Consider the following 19,446-nt stretch of genomic DNA (forward strand, 5'->3'; position numbering starts at 1 on the left):
CAGCCTGATGATCCCGTTTTTTACGAAGTTGAATATCCAATGTGTGTCCATCTTTATCAATTGCACGATAGAGATAACGCCAGTCTCCCTTAACTTTGATATAAGTCTCATCCAAATGCCAAGATAATCTTGCAGATTTATTTTTCACTGTCCAAATTTGATAGATGAGATTGCCATATTCATGAACCCATCGCATGATGGTTGTTGGGTGAACTGAAATACCACGTTCTTTCAGGATTTCAGAGACATCGCGATAACTTAAAGAAAAACGGCAGTAGTACAGGGCGGCTACTAAAATAATATCTTTCTTGAATTGTTTTCCTTTAAAATATCTCATGTCTGATTCTCCTAGATCCTGTTTTCTAGAGTGTAGCTTCATGTAGAAAACTTTGCAACAGAACCGTAATTTTATCGCTACTCAACATTTCCTTAATCCGCCTTTCAGTTCAGATCTTCTTTTCACTTTTCATTATAAATGTTTGATTAAAAAAATATTTTAGACTGAGTATTACTGATTTAATGGCATTTCTCTATTCTTATTTTCCTGTTTTAATAAAATAAGGATTTAGACTGATAAATAGTTTTTATTTAGGAAAAAGAAGTGTTATTAAAATAAAGTATTAGACTAGATATCCCCTATTGAGACAAGTATGATTACCTGGCAAAGTAAGATGTAAATTTAGTAATTTATTTTATCCGTATAAACTAAATATAATCTCATTAGAAATGTTGCTTATTAACATATTTATCCTTATTATATTATTAGAATGGTGTAATTTTCTGATTATTTTTAATTTCAGGTACTTACCTTATAACTTATTTATTAATTATTAAAGGAGCTATCTTATGGATTATAGAATTGTATTTTTTGATGTTGATGGAACCCTTACACACCATGAAAATGGTCGTATTTCAGATAATACTAAAGAAGCTATAAAAGCACTAAAAAATAAAGGATTAAGGGTAGTTGCAGCAACAGGAAGACCGTTATCCATGTGCAATGAAATAAGAAAATTAGGAGTAGATACGTTTATCACAGCGAATGGAGCTTATGTGAAGCATAATCAAGAAGTTCTTCATAAAGTACCAATGGATAAAAGCATTATTCGTGAAGTGGTTGAATTTTCATATATTGAAAATAACGGGCTATCATTCTTTACAGAAGATTTTAGTATGAATGGTATAAAAGATAAAAAAATACTAGCAGCATTGAGTGAAACGTTGTCATTAAATGATTATCCAACTATAAATAAACATATTTATAATCAAGAGGTTTATTTGATGTGTTTGTATGCTACCGATGAAACGGTGAAGAAATACATTCACAAGTTCCCACATTTAACATTTAGCAGATGGCACCCTTTTATATTAAATGTATTACAAGAAGAAATATCCAAATCTTTAGCAATAAAAAAAGTCTTACAGTATTTTGACATTGATAAATCAGAAGCTATTGCGTTTGGAGATGGTGGAAATGATATAAACATGTTGGAATTAGTAGGACTAGGGATTGCTATGGGAAATGGCAATGAACAATTAAAAGCGGTTGCAGATTTCGTCACGAAAGAGTCCAGTGAAGACGGAATCGACTATGCACTGAGAAAATGTGGGATTATTTAAGAATCTAGTTAGTTTCCTAATTTCTAGGTGATCATACTAAAAAGGTGCTTTCATGTACAGAAACACTTTTTCAGTCTACAACTATTTTTTAACAGTCTAATACTTTTTTCTATAGTCTAAAACATTTTTTTTAATGGAACAATAAAAACACCCCTTTAGATAAACAGATCCAAAGGGGCAAAACATCGCAACTTTTTTATGAACGTCGCGACTTTATTCAAAACATCGCGTCTTTTTTAAAAACACCGTGACTTTATTTAAAAGCAACAGAAGTCTATAATTTTATAGATTTCTCTTTTTTATATGCAATTTATCATTAAAAAACTATGCAAATTATCTCCTAAAGTTACAATTTATAGACGCGGTTTTTTATAGGTTTCTATGCATCTGTAAAGGTATACCTTTATAAACACCTGTTTACTTTTCCTATTATGAAAGTAATATTCCAGTTGACATTTTAAAAAATATTGATTTCCCAGTGCCAAATAGTCCTTATTTAGCTGAAAAATAGCCTTAACGTACACCAACGCCTCGAAATGCGTCCGAATTGTGTCTAAACGTACAATTTTCTTTTTTCGATATGGTGAGGCCATGTCCATCAACTTAAGAATTTTCACTACCCCTAAGTACAAAAAAACGTTATTCTTTCTAAACAATCTATGAAAGGTGTTGTGGAAATGATAAGAAGCGACTTCAGTTAACTTTGTTTGATGTTGAGGAACAAAAAATCAGCTAGCAAAAGCTAACTGCTCGGCTTTCCAAGAGGGATTGGAAAAGTATCATGTCATCAAGAGTATTGACAGAATATCAAGATTTATACAAATGAGAAGAGGGAAGATGATAAAATATGAACCTAGTTTGATAGATTACTTTCATAAGAACCGATTTTTATATGCATTCATTATTGAGTATTTATGAATACTGCAACACAATCAGTAATTGAATCGTTTACTTTTACTTGTGAAGGATTTTATTATTTTTCCAATCAATTTGATAATGATCTACAGATGTGTTTTCATGCTCATTGAGTTCAATATTTTTTGTATTAAATCCTTTCCATCCTGTTGGTTTTAGTAAACCGTATTTATCTTGTTCCCTACTATGCTTTACAGATAAATCAGTTGAATCTTCATTTTTATCTGCAGTTATAATGGCAATTGTGCCTGGCTGAAAACCATATGCTGTTAAACTTGGCAGTTTATCTTGAGGTACTAAATTATCTATTGCAGATCGAGCTCCAGACGTTGTAACCATGAACAATTGGTTACCATTAAAGATACTACTGAATGAATCTCTATCGTAAAATCCATTTCCATTATAAAATTTATCAAAAGCAACTTTCCAATCTACTTTTCTATTCGTACTATTTTCTAGAAATGTTTTATAATCCGATTGGTCATATGATACAGTAGTTGACCAAGATGCACCAGCTGTTGCACTAGCTCCAGCTCCACTTTCTTGTTTAACTTCCACACCGCCACCTATATTATATGCAACTGTAGAAGCTACATTCTTTGTTTCTATAGAATTTTTAGGCAAAACTTTATAAAATGCTGCACTATCATTACTTGTAATTTCTAATCCTGTTTTAAAAGCCGACGTCCAAAGCATATCAGCATCATAATAACTATTATTGATATATTTTAAATTTGAACCAATGTTACTTCCTTCCGTAGAAACAACAGCATATTTTTTATCAACAGTTGGATCATCAATAAATGAAACTTTAATTGAATTCTTTATGTTAGCATCACTATGATAAGTTGTATCCAAACTGGTCATAACTTTTGCACCGTTTCCAATGTCTTCTATTGCTTTTAGAGAGTCAGCATGTGCAGATGAAGAACTAAATGCTAATGATCCACCAACAACAGTGGTAGCTAATGTTAAAGCCTGTACTATTTTTTTTGTTTTTTTCATGTTTTTCTTCTTTGTAGTCATTTTCATGCTCCTTTTATATTCTGGATAATTCATGTTTATAAGTTCATCTTAGTTTATGTTTCTTTCAAATTCCTTTCATAAATGTTACAAAAGACTTGCAAATAGGGGTCACCATCATGCCCATCAACCTAAGAAATTAGATGTTCCCCAAACGAAAATTTTATCTTTCCATAATATTTATGAGAATTCAATACATTGGGGAACAACGAATTTATCAACTCATTTTTCATATTCTAAGTGCATTTTTGTTTCCTAAGAAACAAAAATGCGGTATACTTGCATACATAACACATAATATTTATTAACTGGGAATCTATTATATGTACATGTTTTTGTACGATTAGTCCTAATCAATCAAATAAATGGAGGACATGACATGGGAAATCATTATGATGTAGCAGTTGTTGGTGGTGGTCCAGTAGGATTAATGACCGCATGTGAATTAGCTATTCAAGGTATAAAAGTTGTTGTGTTGGAAAGAAGAGTGGATCGTATACGAAATTCTAGAGCAATGACACTACACCCTCGCTCCTTAGAATTGATGGCTATGAGAGGCATTGAAAATAGGTTTTTATCTCGAGGAAAACAATTAAATACAGGTCATTTTGCTGCCCTAGAAACACGATTAAACTTCAAAGATTTAGGTACTGATTTTCCTTACACACTTTTTATTCCTCAATCTATTACAGAAGAAATATTAGAAGAACGTGCATTAGAATTAGGTGTGGACATTAAACGAGGGCATACTGTGAAGAACTTAAACCAGTATGAAACATTCGTACAGCTAGAAATAGAGCAAAGAGAAAATATATATAAATTAGAAGTTCCATATGTGGTAGGCGCTGACGGTGCAAGAAGCATCGTACGCGAATTATCGCATATACCATTTAGTGGAACGGATACTACAGCCACTGCTATATTGGGCGATGTGATTTTAGAAGATATTCCAGATAATCCATTTTTCTCTACATCAAATATAAATGGGATAGTAATGATGGTACCGATTGCTCCTGGAGTATTTCGTTTTGCGATTGTAGATCCTGTACATCAACATACACCTGTACAAATTGCTGTCACAGAAGAAGAGCTTATGGATAGTGTTTATCGTATTACAGGTAAACACATTCAAATTAAGGAAACGATTTGGCTTTCTCGTTTTGGAAATGCAACCAAATTAGCAGATACTTATCGACATTTTCGTGTATTCTTAGCAGGTGATGCGGCACATATTCATTTGCCTGCAGGCGGACAAGGTTTGAATGTAGGTTTACAAGATGCTTTTAATTTAGGATGGAAATTGGGATTAGCTATAAAACAGAAAAAATATGAAAACCTATTAGAAAGTTACCATATTGAACGACATGCTGTAGGAAAAAAATTTTTAAAAGAGACACAAGCGCAAGAACAATTAATGATGAACTTTTCAAATGCTGGAATGGAACTAAGAGAGCTATTTTCTCACTTGCTCACATACCCAGAAGTGAATCAAGATTTAGCTAAAAAAGTTAGTGGCCTAGGAATTATGTATCCACCGATGCATAATTCCGAAAAACATCCATGGCTAGGAAAAAGATGTCCCAATTTTTCTATTTATGCACAAGATCAGAACAATCACACACTCTATGAAGTGATGCATGATGGGAAGTTCATTTTATTGATACATCCTTCTTATGTAGATATGGTAGATAAAATAAACATTGATTCACATATAAGAGTGATTGTAGGACAAATACAGCATTCTGAGTTAGAAAAAATAGATGCAGTTTGGATTCGACCGGATGGTCATATAGCTTGGATTGCGCATACCAAGAAAGACGTATCATTAGGTATTGAAAAAATGCAAAATAACATGTAATTCAATATGTTATTAACTAATTAGATTCTTTTGTATTAAGGAATCACACAATTTCAAAAATAAAAAACGTTATTCTTTCTTTACTGCTTTCTAAGAAAGGATAACGTTTTTATAAATTATATATTGGGTACTTTACCCATCGCCATCAAGCTAACGAAAACGAGATAGGGGTTCAGCCGCATATCCATCAACTTAAGAGAAGTAAACACCCCTAAAATGAAAAAATGAGCTGACTTCTCAAAATAACTATCTGTAGAGAAAGAAAATTTTCATTTAGGGGGTATATTAAAACCTTAGCTTGATAGGTATGGGGTAGCACCACACGTCCATCAACTTAATTATTTTATAACAGCCCCAAAACGAAATTATTTTTCTTTTGGGATTACAAATCTCTTAATTGATAAAACCGGGTACCGCTCGCAAAAAAGCCGTTCTCTCCTAAACTATGGAGAGCGGCTTTTTAACTTACCATTTATTAACAATTATACTAATTAAAGTTGTAAAGGTAATTCTTCTAATGACCTCATTAGATAGCTTTCTTTCCATTTCACTTGCTCTCTTTCACCTTGAATCTGTAAATTTGGCATACGGCGTAATAATGTAGAAATTGCGATTTTTGATTCTAAACGAGCAAGTGATGCTCCAAGACAAAAGTGACTACCATAACCAAATGCAATATGACGATTATTTTTTCTTGTAACATCAAAAACATCAGCGTTTGAAAAAATTTTTTCATCACGGTTAGAAGATGCTAGTGAAATAATAATCCTATCTTTTGATTGAATATCTTGGCCATGCATTGTAAACGGTTCTGCTGTCCAACGTATAGTAGTTAATTCAACGGGGCTGTAAAATCGTAACGCTTCTTCAATAGCTGAATCGATTAAATCAGGGTTTTGAAGAAGCTTTTGTAATTGAACTGGATGCTCTAACAATGCTAGTGTCATATTGGCAATTAGGTTTACAGTTGTTTCATGTCCAGCAACAATCAGCAACGTAATTGTCGAGTATAACTCTGATGCATTTAATTTTATTCCTTCACTTTCCGCTTGTATTAGTGCACTGATTAAATCGTCTGTAGGATTTTTTCTTTTTTTATAAACTAAATACTGTATATATTCAGCGAATTCTTCTAATTTTTGATTATTTTTTTGCACATCTTCTAGTCGAAGTGGAGTATCAATGATCGCCTGTGACCAAATTCTAAATTTATGCTGATCTTCAAGAGGAATTCCTAACATTTCACTAATTACCATAATGGGTAAGGGAAAGGCATAATCGTTTACAAGATTTATTGAATGAGTGTGTTCAACTTTATTTAATAGAGCATCAGCGATATGTTGAATTCGACATTCAAGTTGCAAAATCATCTGAGGAGTAAATGCTTTTTGAACAAGTGACCGTAGACGGTGATGGTCGGGGGGATCTGAGTTTAACATATGATTTCTTAAAAGCTCCCTATTTTCTAGCGAAAAAGGAACTTTAACGTCCTCTTTTTTACTAAATACATTCTCAAAATTTTTCATTAATCTTGCATCTTTTAATAAAGCCATAGCATCTTCATATCTCGTAATAAGCCACCCTTGTCCTTGTTCGCATAGAGATAAAGGATAAACAGGTTGAAAGGCACGTAGTTCTTTGTAAATATCGTATGCTTTCTGTTTAAACATTGGAGAAGCTAATTGTGTTTCTGCCAAGAGACTAAAATTTAGTTCGTTTTTTGAAATCATCAATATAACCTCCATTTTTACAGACTTATTGGGTAACTCAACTCTTAATTTGCATTATAACCCATTTCAATTCAATAACGTAAAGAATATTCAGATAAAATATTACTTTACTTGGTAAAATAAATAGAAAAATTCTGAGATATTTACCTCGTTTAGTCATTTGAATATCACTTATAAGGGGTCCCGCCCCACATCGCTATCAAGCTAAGGTTTTAATATACCCCCTAAATAAAAATTTTCTTTCTCTACAGATAGTTATTTTCAGAAGTCCGCTTATTTTTTTCGTTTTGGGGCGTTTATTTTTCTTAAGTTGATGGACGTGGGGTAGCACCACATCGCCATCAACTTAAGAGTACTTACTACCCATTATTGTTATAAAAGTTATTCTTCCTAGATTAATCAGAGGGATGAAAAAAAACACCCTCACAGGTGTCTTTTTTCATTATAGAAATATCTTAAAATAGATATCTGATGTCATTTATTCAATAAAAAACCCTTTGTTACATCATAACGCCATTATCTTTGAATGAATACCATTTACCATCAATGAAATGTTTTCCTACTGCCATTGCACCATTAGATTGTAAATAGTACCAATTTCCATTATCTTGTACCCAACCTGTTTTCATTGTGCCATCTGCATTCATATAGTACCAATTATCCTTATCTTGTACCCAACCTGTTTTCATTGTGCCATCTGCATTCATATAGTACCAATTATCCTTATCTTGTACCCAACTTGTTTGCATCTTAGCACCAACAAAGTAATACCAGCTTCCTTGATAACTTAACCAGCCATTATAAGCACCTCCGTTATCTTTGAAATAATGCCACTGATTATTAATTAAATTCCAACCCGTTACCATTGAGCCATCAGGAAGGAAATAATTACCTTGTAGGAATTCTCCTATCCAACCTGTTCGCATTTTCCCTTTACTAAATCCATCTAAATAATATGTTTTATCATTATATTTAAGATAGCCCATGTGTAGATTTCCGCCTTCGAGAATGTAATACCAATCTCCCTCATATTGAACCCATCCCGTATTTGTATACAGTGCACCGTCTGTTCCTAATAAGTAAGCTCCATTTTCATCTTCAATATAGCCCATTTTCATTTTTCCGCTTGCATCAAAGTAGTACCATTTTCCTCCATCTTGTAGCCATCCTGTTTTCTTCATATCCTTTTGATCATAGAAATACCATGTTTCTCCGTCTTTTACCCAACCACTTTGTTGCATTGTCTGTTCTGCTTTTGGAGCGTCCTGCTTCATATTATCTTGTTTTTCTGCATGTGATACTGCAGGAACGATAAACATTGTAGACATCAAAATTGGTAAAATAGCTTTCTTCATTTTCCATATCCCCCAAATAATGAGTAATTTTAGTTTTTATTTCCACAAACAGAATTATATTATGATATTTAAATACAATCAATAGTTTTTGTAACAAAAATGTAATATTTTTTAATTTAACGAAACGAAATATCCATTAATGTAATCATTGTTACTTTTCAGTTACAATGTAGGTATCATTACACATCTATCAACTTAAGGGATTAATTGTCCCAAAAACGAAAAAGATGAGTCGAATTCTCATAAATAACTGTAAAAAGGTAAAATTTTCGTTATGGGGGGTGACCTGTTTTTTTAGGTTGATGGCGATGGGGTTCAGCCGGGATACGTGTAAAACTAGATTATAGTGATATAGTATTTTCCAAACGTTAATTTTCATGGGATATTGTAACAAAATTTACCGTGGACAGACCATCTTATGCCGCCTTCTTTCCCTTTCATCAGTTTATTGGTCATTCGGCACGATAAAAATAGACTGCAAATTGGAGGTACTTACCTTTATGTAAGTACCTGTAATAAAAGTGCGTACTTACATATTTTTAGCTTGGACTTTACAATAAAAATGAAATCAGCCTAAGGAGGAAGAAACATTGAAAACTCTTGTTATCGTAACACACCCAAGTTTAGAAACATCTGTTGTTAATAAGCGATGGGTAGAAGAATTGAAAAAATATCCAGAAAAATATACTGTGCACGAATTGTATAAGGTTTATCCTGATGAGAACATAGATGTGGAAAAAGAACAAAAATTGGTTGAAACTCACGGGAACCTTGTTTTCCAATTTCCTGTATATTGGTTCAACTGTCCTCCTCTCTTAAAAAAGTGGCTGGATGATGTTTTCCTTTATGGATGGGCTTATGGTTCAAAAGGAGATAAATTAAAGAATCGTAAAGTTGCTTTAGGGGTATCTGCCGGGATCAAAAATGTGGATTATAGTGAAGCTGGAAGATACCATTATACACTTGAACAAGTATTGCTTCCGTTTGAGACGACAGCCATCTATTGTAAAGCAGATTATCGTTCGTTCTTTGCGTTTTATGGAGCAGAATTTGAGCCATCTGTAAGTGAAATAGAAAAAAGTACTCAAGATTATTTAAATTTCATTGATAATATGTAATAGGTAACTTTTATAAAAGTTAAAATAAGAAGTACCTTCTAAACAAGAAGGTACTTCCTTTTTACACTATGCCTATTTTGTTACATCTTCTAGAGCTTGAAAACTATTTTTCTCTCCCCACTCGCACATCATATCTAACAATGGAATAAGTGAACAGCCACGTTCAGATAATGAATATTCAACTTTTGGAGGTATTTGGGGAAATTCTTTACGTATAATAAGACCATCTTCCTCAAGCTCTTTTAACATAACACTTAGTGTTTTAAAGGAAATAGTCCCAATACATCGCTTCAGCTCATTGAACCTCATAACCTTATTTTCAGACAACCAATACAAAATAATCATTTTATATTTACCACCTATTAAGGATAAGGTATATCCAAAACCAGTGTTTTTTAGTTCTACGCCAGTCGGAACACAAGTTTCTCTCACAATCCCCACTCTCCTTCTGATAAGAATATCCTATCAATATGAATACTTTATAGTAAATTACTATGCAATCTTATCACAAGAATGTAAAGTAACACGTTTATATTTTCTTTAATGTTTTTAATGTCCTATATTGTTGCATTCTCATGCAAAGAATCTAATTTAAATTACAAAAAAGAATCCCTTTTGGCTTCTGGGATTCTTTTTTGTAATTTAAAGTTTACTCACACAAATGATCTGCACATCAATTCATTCTTGATATACAGATCATTTGTATGATAATTTTTATAAATAATTGCTGAATAATGGACTTACATTACTGCTTTTAAAAGTTCTGTTACTAATGGAAGTACTCCACCTAAGAATGATAAAACTGCCATTGCGATTGTCATATTATTTCCTCCTCTGTCGTTGATGCTAAGATGTGATTTATCTTTATGCTTTTATTATAGTAAGCGCTTACATTTTTATCAATACATTCTTATATGCAATATTACATATGAGAATATATCACGTTCCCTTTGCATTGTTACTAAGAATAGCATTGATTATATGGATGGTTGCAAACCCCCGAATTTTTCATAGTTGTTCACAGATTTTAAAAATACTGTAATGTTGAACTACTCACCACTTATCCTTACGGTCTGATTGAAGTGGGAGATTCCTAAGAACTCTGTTCTACCGAACAGATATTGATTAGGCTAGCCCTGTCATTCCAACAGTTAGAAGCCGTATCGCTTCATTTTTCAGATTCATACTTGCGTTAATATCTCTGTCATGATGCGTGCCACAAGAAGGGCAAGCCCACTCACGAAGGTTTAGATTCTTAACGTCTTTGTTTTGGTAGCCACAACACGAACATAGCTGAGAACTTGCAAATGTTTTAGACACAGCAACTAACTTCTTTGCCATACCATTTCGCTTTGTATTCAAGCATTGTTCTGAATTGTGACCAAGATACTTCGCTTATTGCTTTGGCTAACTTGTGGTTTTTTAGCATATTACTTACTGACAAATCTTCAATACCGATTATGTCGTGGTTTTTGACAATTTCAGTAGAGATTTTATGTAAGTAATCAGCTCTTGCATTGGAAATTCTTTCGTGAATACGAGCAACTTTCACGCGTTGTTTATTCCAGTTCGAAGAACCTTTCGTTCTTCTGGAAAGGATACGCTGTGCTCTCGCTAACTTTTCTTCTAATATACGGAAGAATTTAGGGTTCTTGTATGTTGTGCCATCAGAAAGAATGGCAAAATCTTTTAATCCAACATCAATTCTACAAGTGGATTCAGTTTTAAGTATTTCTTGTACCTCTGTTTCGACAAGGATAGATACAAAGTATTTACCACTTGGGTTGCGTCGAATCGTTGCATTTAGGATACGGCCATCCACTTCACGACTTTTTGCAAATGTAACGAGACCAAGTTTTGGCAACTTGATTTTATTTTCAACAATAGCTATATTTCCATTTGTTTGTTTTGTTGTGTAAGATTGAACTTTATTGTTTTTAGATTTAAATCGTGGAATATCATTCTGTTTCTTGAAAAAACGTGAAAAAGCATCTGCGAGGTTTTTTAATGTTGATTGAAGGGCAATACTATCGACTGCTTTTAACCAAATCGTATCCTGTTGCTTCTTTAATTTGGTGAGCTCGGCAGAGCAAGAAAATGGTTAAATACAAAGCGACTGCACCCAATCGTTTTAGCAATTAATATTTCTTGTTCCTTATTTGGATAGATACGAAATTTATATGCCTTATTTACTAACATGGGTTGCACCTCACTTTTTTGTATGATGCCTACAGTATACTAAAAAATGTAGGCTTACGCCTACCGACATTCATCTCCCACCTAAAATTGGTGTTTCACACCTTCGCATTTTTGAGGAAGGAGTCTTCTGTCGGAAAACGATAAATTTTTGTAGTCCTTAGTGAGGTAGCACCAACATTTCGCGGATTCTGTACGCTAAGACTGAATCCCTTGATATAACAGGGATTTAACAATGAGATCCAAAAACGGTCGTTTTTAGTAGGGGTACGGGAACGATTCTGGGTATGAGGGGCCACTCTGGGATCTAATTACAAATTAAAAAAGAACTTTATTCAAGTTCTTTTAATCTACGATACAGAGCAGCTTGACTCACTCCTGTAATTTGGCATATTACCTTAACAGTTTTATTAGTATGCTTCCGTAATTCAATCGTATGATTCATACCTGGGTGCTTATCCGTGTATTTCTTCAATCTTCCTCTATACACTCCTTTTTGTTTCGCTAACTTTATTCCTGCACGTTTTTTTTCTTTAATCATTTCTCGATCTAATTCACTAAAGGCAGCCATGACAGTTAAAAAGAATTTTCCTGTTGGAGTTCTAGTATCTATTCCTAAATTTAAAATCGCAAAGTGAACATCCTTTTCCCGAAGTTGTTCTACTAACTGTAATAGCTGAATGGATATGATGTACAACCATATACTTTTCAACAGCTAGAACTGAATCAAATGATAAATAAAACTTTAAAACTAGGTGGTTATACAGATTTATCGTATGCAGAAATAAATGAAGTTGTTGAAGGCGTTCAATTTCCAGAAGGTGTAACCTTATTTGGTCCTCAGGTAACTGTAGAGTATGCCCTTTTTCATGATGTTTTGAATATTTGTCCAGATTAATGAAGTTTTAAATTGCAACTAATAATTAGCTAGTTCTAATAATAAAAAGTCGTAGATAATGGTTTCTACGACTTTTTTTGTTGAATATTTTTCCAGAGTGGCCCCTCATACCCAGAATCGTTTCCGTACCCCTAAAGAGGGAGCAGAACTACAATGGCATAATGATGTTCGTTGGTCCTGTATGTATTTAAAAGCGAAAGGGTATTTGGTAACTACGAAACCAGGTATTTGGAAAATTACCAAAGAGGGAATAATGGCTTTCTAATTTGTAAACCTACTACCAGTAGTAGGTACAATTAGGGGAAAAGTAATTTGTTTTGTAAGAAAAAGATCTGAAATTAGCAATAAACGAAAACGATTTCTGGATGTAGCTGGGGTACGGCAACGATTCCTTCTTTTTGGAGCCACTCATCAAGTTTTGTTGTAACAAAAAGAATTAAAGTCAATAATGTTACGAATTATTTTTGTTACAGCTAATTCAACAGTTAAGGCATTTCATATTTTCAAATAGAAAATGTAACAGAAACGTTTGTTTTTGTTACAATAAAAAATTTCATTACCTTGTTTTCTCCAGAAAAAGTAAAAACGAACCCACTATATTTGTAGATTCGTTTTAACAATTTGTCTCGAGAGATCACGAGCTGAATTGGAATATACTTGCATATGGCTCCATATTTCGCTTTTGGTTTCCATACTCCATTTTAGCTAATTTAGCAAGCCGACAAAGGATAGGAAACATAAAAACAGGCTGTAGAAAAGACTTTCTCCACAGCCTGCAGTAGTAGAACCCTTTAGTCTAATTTTTCTAGCTTAAATGATTGGTTCCAGCCATTATTATTATTATTTACAATTATATTTGTTCCGTTTGACGTACCTTTCCCTTGTACATCTAGTACCTTATTTTGATTTTTGAAATTTTTCACATATATATAGCCACTTCCAGTATCTTCCAGAATCCAATAATGCTCTAGTTTCTGTTGATTCGGTGTAGCAAATACATTATTAGAATTATTACTATCATTCCAAGCTAACACTAAATTTGGATTTGTTGCACTTTTAATTTGGTATGCTCCTATTATTTGATCATACTCAAATATCCATTTTTGATTCGCCCCATCATGTTTTTCATGTAGGTGAACATTATTAAGAGGTATGTTAGGATCCGGCGATCTACGTGTACTCATATCTACAACACTTGTCCCATTCACACCGGCAATAAGGTGATACGTACCATTTACGCTCTCCGGGTCCCAAGAGTTTTGAATGGGTACTACTTCAAGGCCAGCATACCCTCGACCTTCATGTTGTACCCAAGCTTTCTCACGACCTGTGTACCAACTTTGTAAAACACGAGTAGAAATATAAGAAGTGTGAGCATTGTACGAAGTAGTAGGTCGACCAAATTTATCGTGATATAGAGTAACTCTATCTGCTACCAGGTTTAGTTCTTTAGAATTTTCTTTTAAAACTGTATAGATTTTTTCTTGTGATTTGTTCTGAATAAAATATGGCGAGTTCGTACCAGTTAGATGGTATTTTGGTGCTCCTCCCCATCTAGAGTTATTCCCAATCTTCATTGAAACTGAAACTTGAGTATCATTTCTTAGATACCCATCCCCTCTTTCCCCTCTTGGGGCTTCAAAATTTATAGGGGTACCATAGTATAAATTGCCTTTTGTATCGTAGTGTTGTTCTCCCCCAAAATAAGAATTATTGTGGGATGTAACAGGATAATACCAACCAATATAGGTCTCAAAAGTTATTCCATGTTTATGTGCACCTACAGCTGCTTCACGTTGGTTTAAAGGAACACCTATTGCTTGATCCGGCTCAAGTTCTTTATGAACTAATATATAATCTTTATTTGTTCTGATTGGATCACCATAAATATCAAGTATACGGTCATCTTCTTCTGCATAAGCAGAGTTTGTAGGAAAAATAATTACAATCACGCTAAATACAAGTGATAAAAATGTTAATATAGGTAGTTTTCTTTTAACATTCATTTTTTGTCTTCTCCTTGTTACTATATTGTTTGTTGTAAAAGTCATTGCTTAAATCGTTAGTTGACTCTTATGAATTCATTTTAATTGATATGTCTTTCAAAATTCTTTTAAAAGTATTACAAAAGTCTTGCAGAGCCAAAGTTTTTGTTTTTATTATCTATAAGTGAGATTATATGAACAAAAGGTCCCTTCTTATCTCTTCTGAAGGAACTTTTAAAGGTTTTGCGATACATTTTTTTATATTAGCAAAAGATGCTTCCATTATTTACTTCATTCCCTTTTCTTCATTTCTTTGTACAATCTGATAAAGAAAGGTTCGACTTGAGTTTTGTACTTCGATCTCTTAATGGGGGATGGAAAAATCGTTATCAAGCATATGTCGATGGTGTTACACATATATTATTATGATTCATAAATAAATTCTTCTTTATTTTTTAAAAATTTAACCTCAAAGTTTTTCTCACTAGATAACAATCTTTCAATTAGTGATTTTGTTTCATTGTAGACAGGAGGATTATGAAATGTTCCGTAATGTATTGGGACTAATATTTTTGATTTTAGTATTGTTGCTGCAGATATAGCTTCCTCTGGTCCAAGACATATTGGTTGATTACTAGGAATTATTCCTTTCCCTCTATTAACAATGGCTTGATTTACGGGAAGGAAAGCAATATCAATTGGTCCGTAGGTATTAGCTATATTCCACCAACGGCCATGCCATAAAGTATCTCCGCAGTGAATAAATGTCTGATTACGATCTTTAATTATCCACGATACTTGTTCATCTCCTGCCCCATCGACCGAATACTCTGCAAAAATTTCGAATTCCCCACATTTAATAGTTTCACCAATTTGTAAACCGGTTACCATATTAAACCCGCTTGATTTTACCTCTTCAAGACATGGCTTTGGTACAACTAAATGTATATTTCCCCCAAAATGTTCAAGGATTGATTCAGGATCGAAATGATCAGGATGAAGGTGCGTGATTAAAATCAAATTTGGTTTTTTAAATGCTGAAAAGTCATATATTTTTTCAAGTGGCAAACCTAAAAATTCTTTATTAAATTTAAAAGCAGGGTCAATCATTAAGACATTCTCCTCGTTTTCTAATAATATCCCTGCCCATTGCATCCTTTGAATTCTCATAATTTACTCCTTTTATAAACTAAATTTAATGAAATGCCCTCCGATTTTTAGTTATTTATTTAATAATCTCGGAGGGACAATCTCTTTATAGTTATTCTTTATTTATCTTAAAAATATTGAAATTTGCTCGGCAAACGATTCAGGATATTGAAACAAAAATCCATGTCCTGAATCAGGGTAGATGATTAGTTGAGCGTTCTCAATCTTCTGAGACATAATATAAGAATTGATTGTCGGAATCATAATATCCTTATTTCCGTTAGCGATTAATACAGGTTGTTTTATCTCGTTTAATCGGGGGAATGTCGTATCTTCCTCAGAAGGATTTACCATCCTAATGATAGCTTCTAATTGTGCCTTCATTGTTTCCGAACTAACTAGAGGCGATCGATCTTCTTTTCTCCATGTAAGTCGTTTTAAATATTCACGCCCTAATGACTTACTCGTTTCAGTTTTGTCAAAAAACATGAATAAGAAATCTTCTTCAGTATGAACCGGTCTGGTCATAACTTCAAATACACCTTCTCTGGATCCTTCAATACCTTCTCCTGCACCAGGTCCTGTTGCTGAAAGAATCATACGTCGAACTAGATCTGGTCGATTAAGTGTTACATATTGGGCAATCATTCCACCCATTGAGAAACCTAGTATATCCACTTGTTTTAGTCCAAGTGCTTCAATAAAAGTAATTGCATATTTGGCCATTTCAGGAACTCTATTCGGTGTAACACCTGAAGACAGTCCCACACCAGCGTTATCAAACAGGATAATTGTTCTTTCTTTTGCTATTTCATTAACAAGTGCTGGATCCCAGTCTTCCATTGTACCTCGAAAACGTTGACAAAAAACAAGTGGTACTTCAGATTCCACACCGAATTTACGATACGCGAATCTTATTCCTCCAGCTTCCACATATGATGTTTGAACCGTTTCTGCATTTAATGTACTTAATGATTGATTATTATTCATTTTAATTCTCCTACTTTCATTTATTGTTTTATTTAATGAATACAAAAAACGTATACGTATTTTATTATTTTAAAAGTTCTAGTAGATATACAAAATCCTCTTATAATGATATCTAATTCTGAAAGATGTAGTTGCTAAAAGTTTACATAATCATTTTTAAATTTTTCACTTATCAATATTTATTAAAAAACTATTTGAATTTGCGATCGGCCTCGTTAATAGGATAATCATTTCCACTCATATCTCTTCTTTTCATAAGTCCATCTTCACCGAACTCCCAAAATTCGTTACCATGACACCTCATCCATTGACCAGTTTTTTCATCTTGATACTCGTATTCAAATCGTACTCCAATTCGGTTATCGGTGTAACACCATAGTTCTTTCATTAACTTATAGTTAGTTTCTCTTTTGAATTTTTTTGTTAAAAATTTCTTAATTTCTTCTCGGCCTGAAAAAAACTCAGTACGATTACGCCAATTTGAATCAAGAGAGTATCCCATCGAAATACGTTCTGGATCTTGTGAGTTCCATGCATCTTCAGCAAATTTCACTTTTGCTAATGCAGATTCATGTGTAAATGGTGGTCTAATATCTTTGCTCATATTAATTTTCCCCTTCGCTGTAATGATTCGTTATATTAACTAAATCGATAAAGGCTAATTTTGAATCTTTTAAATACCTCCCCTCCGTGTGCATTTTATTATACAGACAGGTCTGTATAATTTCAACCTTTTTGTTAATATATTTTTATATCAACTTTAGTTTAATAACTCGGTAACTTAAATTTCTCTTTAGAGAATTCTCCTTTTGATAATTAACTAAGCAAAAGAACTTAAAGATATACAAGTAGTATTGCGAAAAGAATTTAATCACTAATTAAGCGGATTAATTAATAACATAAGGTTCCAATATCACAGAGATCCAATGGATTTTGAAAATCATTTACATTGTTATCACCTTACATATCCTATTTTTATTATTACCTATGTCTGAATTATGTAGCGAAATCAAATTAAATATATAGTATTATTTGGTTTATTAGGAGAATATTTAAAATATGTAGCTAAAGCACCTAGAGGGCTGCAAGTGTATTAACAATAAAGACTAAAACCTCTTGTTATTCTAGCCTGGTATATTACAGTAATATTTTCTTTATAAATTTGAATTTCAAAAGGATAAGAGCAATTACATAAGGCATTATATTTTCAATTTACTATTTATATTAACTTGCTTGATGGTATACATACATATATGTATACTATGTTAGAAAGGAAGGTGGAAAAATGAGACAGACCCTGCGATCTCACATTTTAAACGTTGCATCCGAATTATTCAATGATAATGGAATTCAAGCTACAGGGGTAGACAAAATAGTTGCTGAAGCAAATGTCGCAAAAATGACATTATATAAACATTTTCCTTCGAAAGATGATTTAGTTATTGCTTATCTTGAGAAAAGAAATGAAGAGTGGCGATTATCATTAGAACAAACTGTAAATGAAAATGGTAAGACCCCTATAGATAAGTTACTAGCTATTTTTGATTTTTTGGATAATTGGTTTAAAAGTTCTTATTTTAATGGTTGTACTTTTATTAATACGGCTGCGGAATTTAGTCGAATTACCCATCCTTTTCATGAACAATCGATGGAATATAAAAATTTTTTTATACAATATATAATTAGTTTAGTAAAAGATACGGGAATAAAAGAGTATGAGGAAGTTGCAAATATACTTTATTTTATTATTGAGGGTGCGATTGTAACTGAACTTATTCATCGTAAAGGAGATTCTGCATTAAAAGCACGTAGGGGTGCGGAAAGATTAATTCAGAGTTATTTATAAAATTTATAAAATTTTATAAATTTTGCATCTGGAAGAGGGGCATGCTGATATTTACTATGCTCCTTTTTGGGGTATGTGAACATGCCCATCAAGCTAAAGTTTTGAAATACCCCCTAAACGAAAATTTTGTGTTTTTTATAGCAACGCAGTTCATTTTTATCATTTTGGGGGCAACCTGTTCTGTTAGGTTGATGGGCATGAGATGTATACACCAAATATCAAATTGTAACTCCTATTTTCTCGACAAAAAGCGTCTAACGGTTACGTATTAGGCCTCACCATACATGCCCATCAACTTAAGAAGGAAAATAAAATGAACTTTCGTTCATATGAACGAAAAAAACTTAAAATATTTTGTGTCCTTAAAAATGAGCATACCAAATAAGGTTCTGGTGCAAAAACTCTAAAACTTTTGCAAGTAATCTCCTAAACTTGGACATACTGATAGTATCACTCTAGAAAAAGGTGTGTGATCGATATGGAAAAGGAAAATTTGTGGTTCTGGTGCAAATACTTAGGAAAGATATAAAGAGGCGAAAAGTTTCCTAGTGGAATCTAGTCTTATGCAGCAATTCTAAATAGTTGATGGATGAACTTCACTTGATTTTGGACAGACTTGTTGGTCTTACCCCCGTCAAGTGGACAGCTGTAAAAAAAGACTATGCAGCCATCGAGATTCGATATTCAATCGGAGCTCGATGGTTAAGCCTTTTTTGGAATCGTTTGTAGTTGTAATGATAGATGTATGTTTCAATAGCTTGAA

Annotated in this window: 16 protein-coding genes and 2 pseudogenes; 6 read left to right on the forward strand and 12 right to left on the reverse strand. The window is 33.0% G+C overall.

The annotated features are described in order from the left end of the window. A partial coding sequence (locus C564_RS0128220; protein WP_018767725.1) for an IS6 family transposase occupies positions 1-337 on the reverse strand: 337 nt, incomplete at its 3' end. A gap of 509 nt (positions 338-846) precedes the next feature. On the opposite strand from C564_RS0128220, the gene C564_RS0128225 reads away from it, so the two are divergent. Next, positions 847-1,620, forward strand: a complete 774-nt coding sequence (locus C564_RS0128225) for a Cof-type HAD-IIB family hydrolase (protein ID WP_018767726.1) — start codon at positions 847-849, stop codon at positions 1,618-1,620. Positions 1,621-2,574: 954 nt separating this feature from the next. Here the strand turns inward: C564_RS0128225 and C564_RS32850 are convergent. Then, the gene (locus C564_RS32850; RefSeq protein ID WP_018767727.1) at positions 2,575-3,561 is read right to left on the reverse strand and encodes a beta-channel forming cytolysin; all 987 of its coding nucleotides are present in this window, start codon (positions 3,559-3,561) and stop codon (positions 2,575-2,577) included. Between the two features lie 376 nt (positions 3,562-3,937). On the opposite strand from C564_RS32850, the gene C564_RS0128235 reads away from it, so the two are divergent. Next, positions 3,938-5,416, forward strand: a complete 1,479-nt coding sequence (locus tag C564_RS0128235; RefSeq protein WP_018767728.1) for an FAD-dependent oxidoreductase — start codon at positions 3,938-3,940, stop codon at positions 5,414-5,416. Positions 5,417-5,907: 491 nt separating this feature from the next. Here C564_RS0128235 and C564_RS0128240 read toward each other — a convergent pair whose 3' ends face one another. Beyond that, a complete protein-coding gene (locus C564_RS0128240; protein ID WP_018767729.1) occupies positions 5,908-7,146 on the reverse strand; it encodes a cytochrome P450 family protein in 1,239 nt (412 codons plus the stop codon). 500 nt (positions 7,147-7,646) lie between these two features. Beyond that, positions 7,647-8,501: an N-acetylmuramoyl-L-alanine amidase family protein gene (locus tag C564_RS0128245; protein WP_018767730.1), complete on the reverse strand. Its 855-nt coding sequence runs from the start codon at positions 8,499-8,501 to the stop codon at positions 7,647-7,649. Positions 8,502-9,091: 590 nt separating this feature from the next. Here C564_RS0128245 and C564_RS0128250 point away from each other — a divergent pair. Then, positions 9,092-9,619: an NAD(P)H-dependent oxidoreductase gene (locus C564_RS0128250; RefSeq protein ID WP_003205180.1), complete on the forward strand. Its 528-nt coding sequence runs from the start codon at positions 9,092-9,094 to the stop codon at positions 9,617-9,619. A 72-nt stretch (positions 9,620-9,691) separates the two neighbouring features. On the opposite strand, the gene C564_RS0128255 is transcribed toward C564_RS0128250, so the two are convergent. The 3 genes and pseudogenes from C564_RS0128255 to C564_RS35675 form a co-directional block, all read right to left on the reverse strand. Continuing rightward, entirely contained in the window at positions 9,692-10,051 is a 360-nt protein-coding gene (locus C564_RS0128255; protein ID WP_001209317.1) for a winged helix-turn-helix transcriptional regulator, read from the reverse strand. Between the two features lie 693 nt (positions 10,052-10,744). After that, positions 10,745-11,818 (reverse strand): annotated as a pseudogene (gene tnpB / locus C564_RS33895) (IS200/IS605 family element RNA-guided endonuclease TnpB). 328 nt (positions 11,819-12,146) lie between these two features. Continuing rightward, positions 12,147-12,500 (reverse strand): annotated as a pseudogene (locus C564_RS35675) (recombinase family protein); the annotation flags it as partial. Positions 12,501-12,545: 45 nt separating this feature from the next. Between C564_RS35675 and C564_RS37080 the strand changes: the two are divergent. After that, entirely contained in the window at positions 12,546-12,713 is a 168-nt protein-coding gene (locus C564_RS37080; RefSeq protein WP_018767732.1) for a hypothetical protein, read from the forward strand. Between the two features lie 58 nt (positions 12,714-12,771). After that, positions 12,772-12,978 carry a winged helix-turn-helix domain-containing protein gene (locus C564_RS38535; RefSeq protein WP_018767733.1) on the forward strand — a complete coding sequence of 69 codons (207 nt, stop codon included), beginning with the start codon at positions 12,772-12,774 and terminating at the stop codon, positions 12,976-12,978. A gap of 526 nt (positions 12,979-13,504) precedes the next feature. Here the strand turns inward: C564_RS38535 and C564_RS0128285 are convergent. The 4 genes from C564_RS0128285 to C564_RS0128300 form a co-directional block, all read right to left on the reverse strand. Next, the gene (locus C564_RS0128285; RefSeq protein ID WP_018767734.1) at positions 13,505-14,719 is read right to left on the reverse strand and encodes an RICIN domain-containing protein; all 1,215 of its coding nucleotides are present in this window, start codon (positions 14,717-14,719) and stop codon (positions 13,505-13,507) included. Positions 14,720-15,121: 402 nt separating this feature from the next. Next, positions 15,122-15,868, reverse strand: a complete 747-nt coding sequence (locus tag C564_RS0128290; RefSeq protein WP_018767735.1) for an MBL fold metallo-hydrolase — start codon at positions 15,866-15,868, stop codon at positions 15,122-15,124. A gap of 102 nt (positions 15,869-15,970) precedes the next feature. Further along, complete coding sequence (locus tag C564_RS0128295) at positions 15,971-16,837, reverse strand: alpha/beta fold hydrolase (RefSeq protein ID WP_003203875.1); 867 nt, start codon at positions 16,835-16,837, stop codon at positions 15,971-15,973. Between the two features lie 190 nt (positions 16,838-17,027). Further along, complete coding sequence (locus tag C564_RS0128300; RefSeq protein WP_003203873.1) at positions 17,028-17,441, reverse strand: nuclear transport factor 2 family protein; 414 nt, start codon at positions 17,439-17,441, stop codon at positions 17,028-17,030. Positions 17,442-18,122: 681 nt separating this feature from the next. Here C564_RS0128300 and C564_RS0128305 point away from each other — a divergent pair. Further along, the gene (locus tag C564_RS0128305; RefSeq protein ID WP_003203871.1) at positions 18,123-18,683 is read left to right on the forward strand and encodes a TetR/AcrR family transcriptional regulator; all 561 of its coding nucleotides are present in this window, start codon (positions 18,123-18,125) and stop codon (positions 18,681-18,683) included. 659 nt (positions 18,684-19,342) lie between these two features. Here C564_RS0128305 and C564_RS36460 read toward each other — a convergent pair. Then, a complete protein-coding gene (locus C564_RS36460) occupies positions 19,343-19,438 on the reverse strand; it encodes an IS3 family transposase (RefSeq protein ID WP_353958374.1) in 96 nt (31 codons plus the stop codon). Between the last annotated feature and the right edge of the window lie 8 nt (positions 19,439-19,446).

The organism is Bacillus sp. 105MF, from assembly GCF_000374885.1.
GTDB classification, from domain to species: domain Bacteria; phylum Bacillota; class Bacilli; order Bacillales; family Bacillaceae_G; genus Bacillus_A; species Bacillus_A pseudomycoides.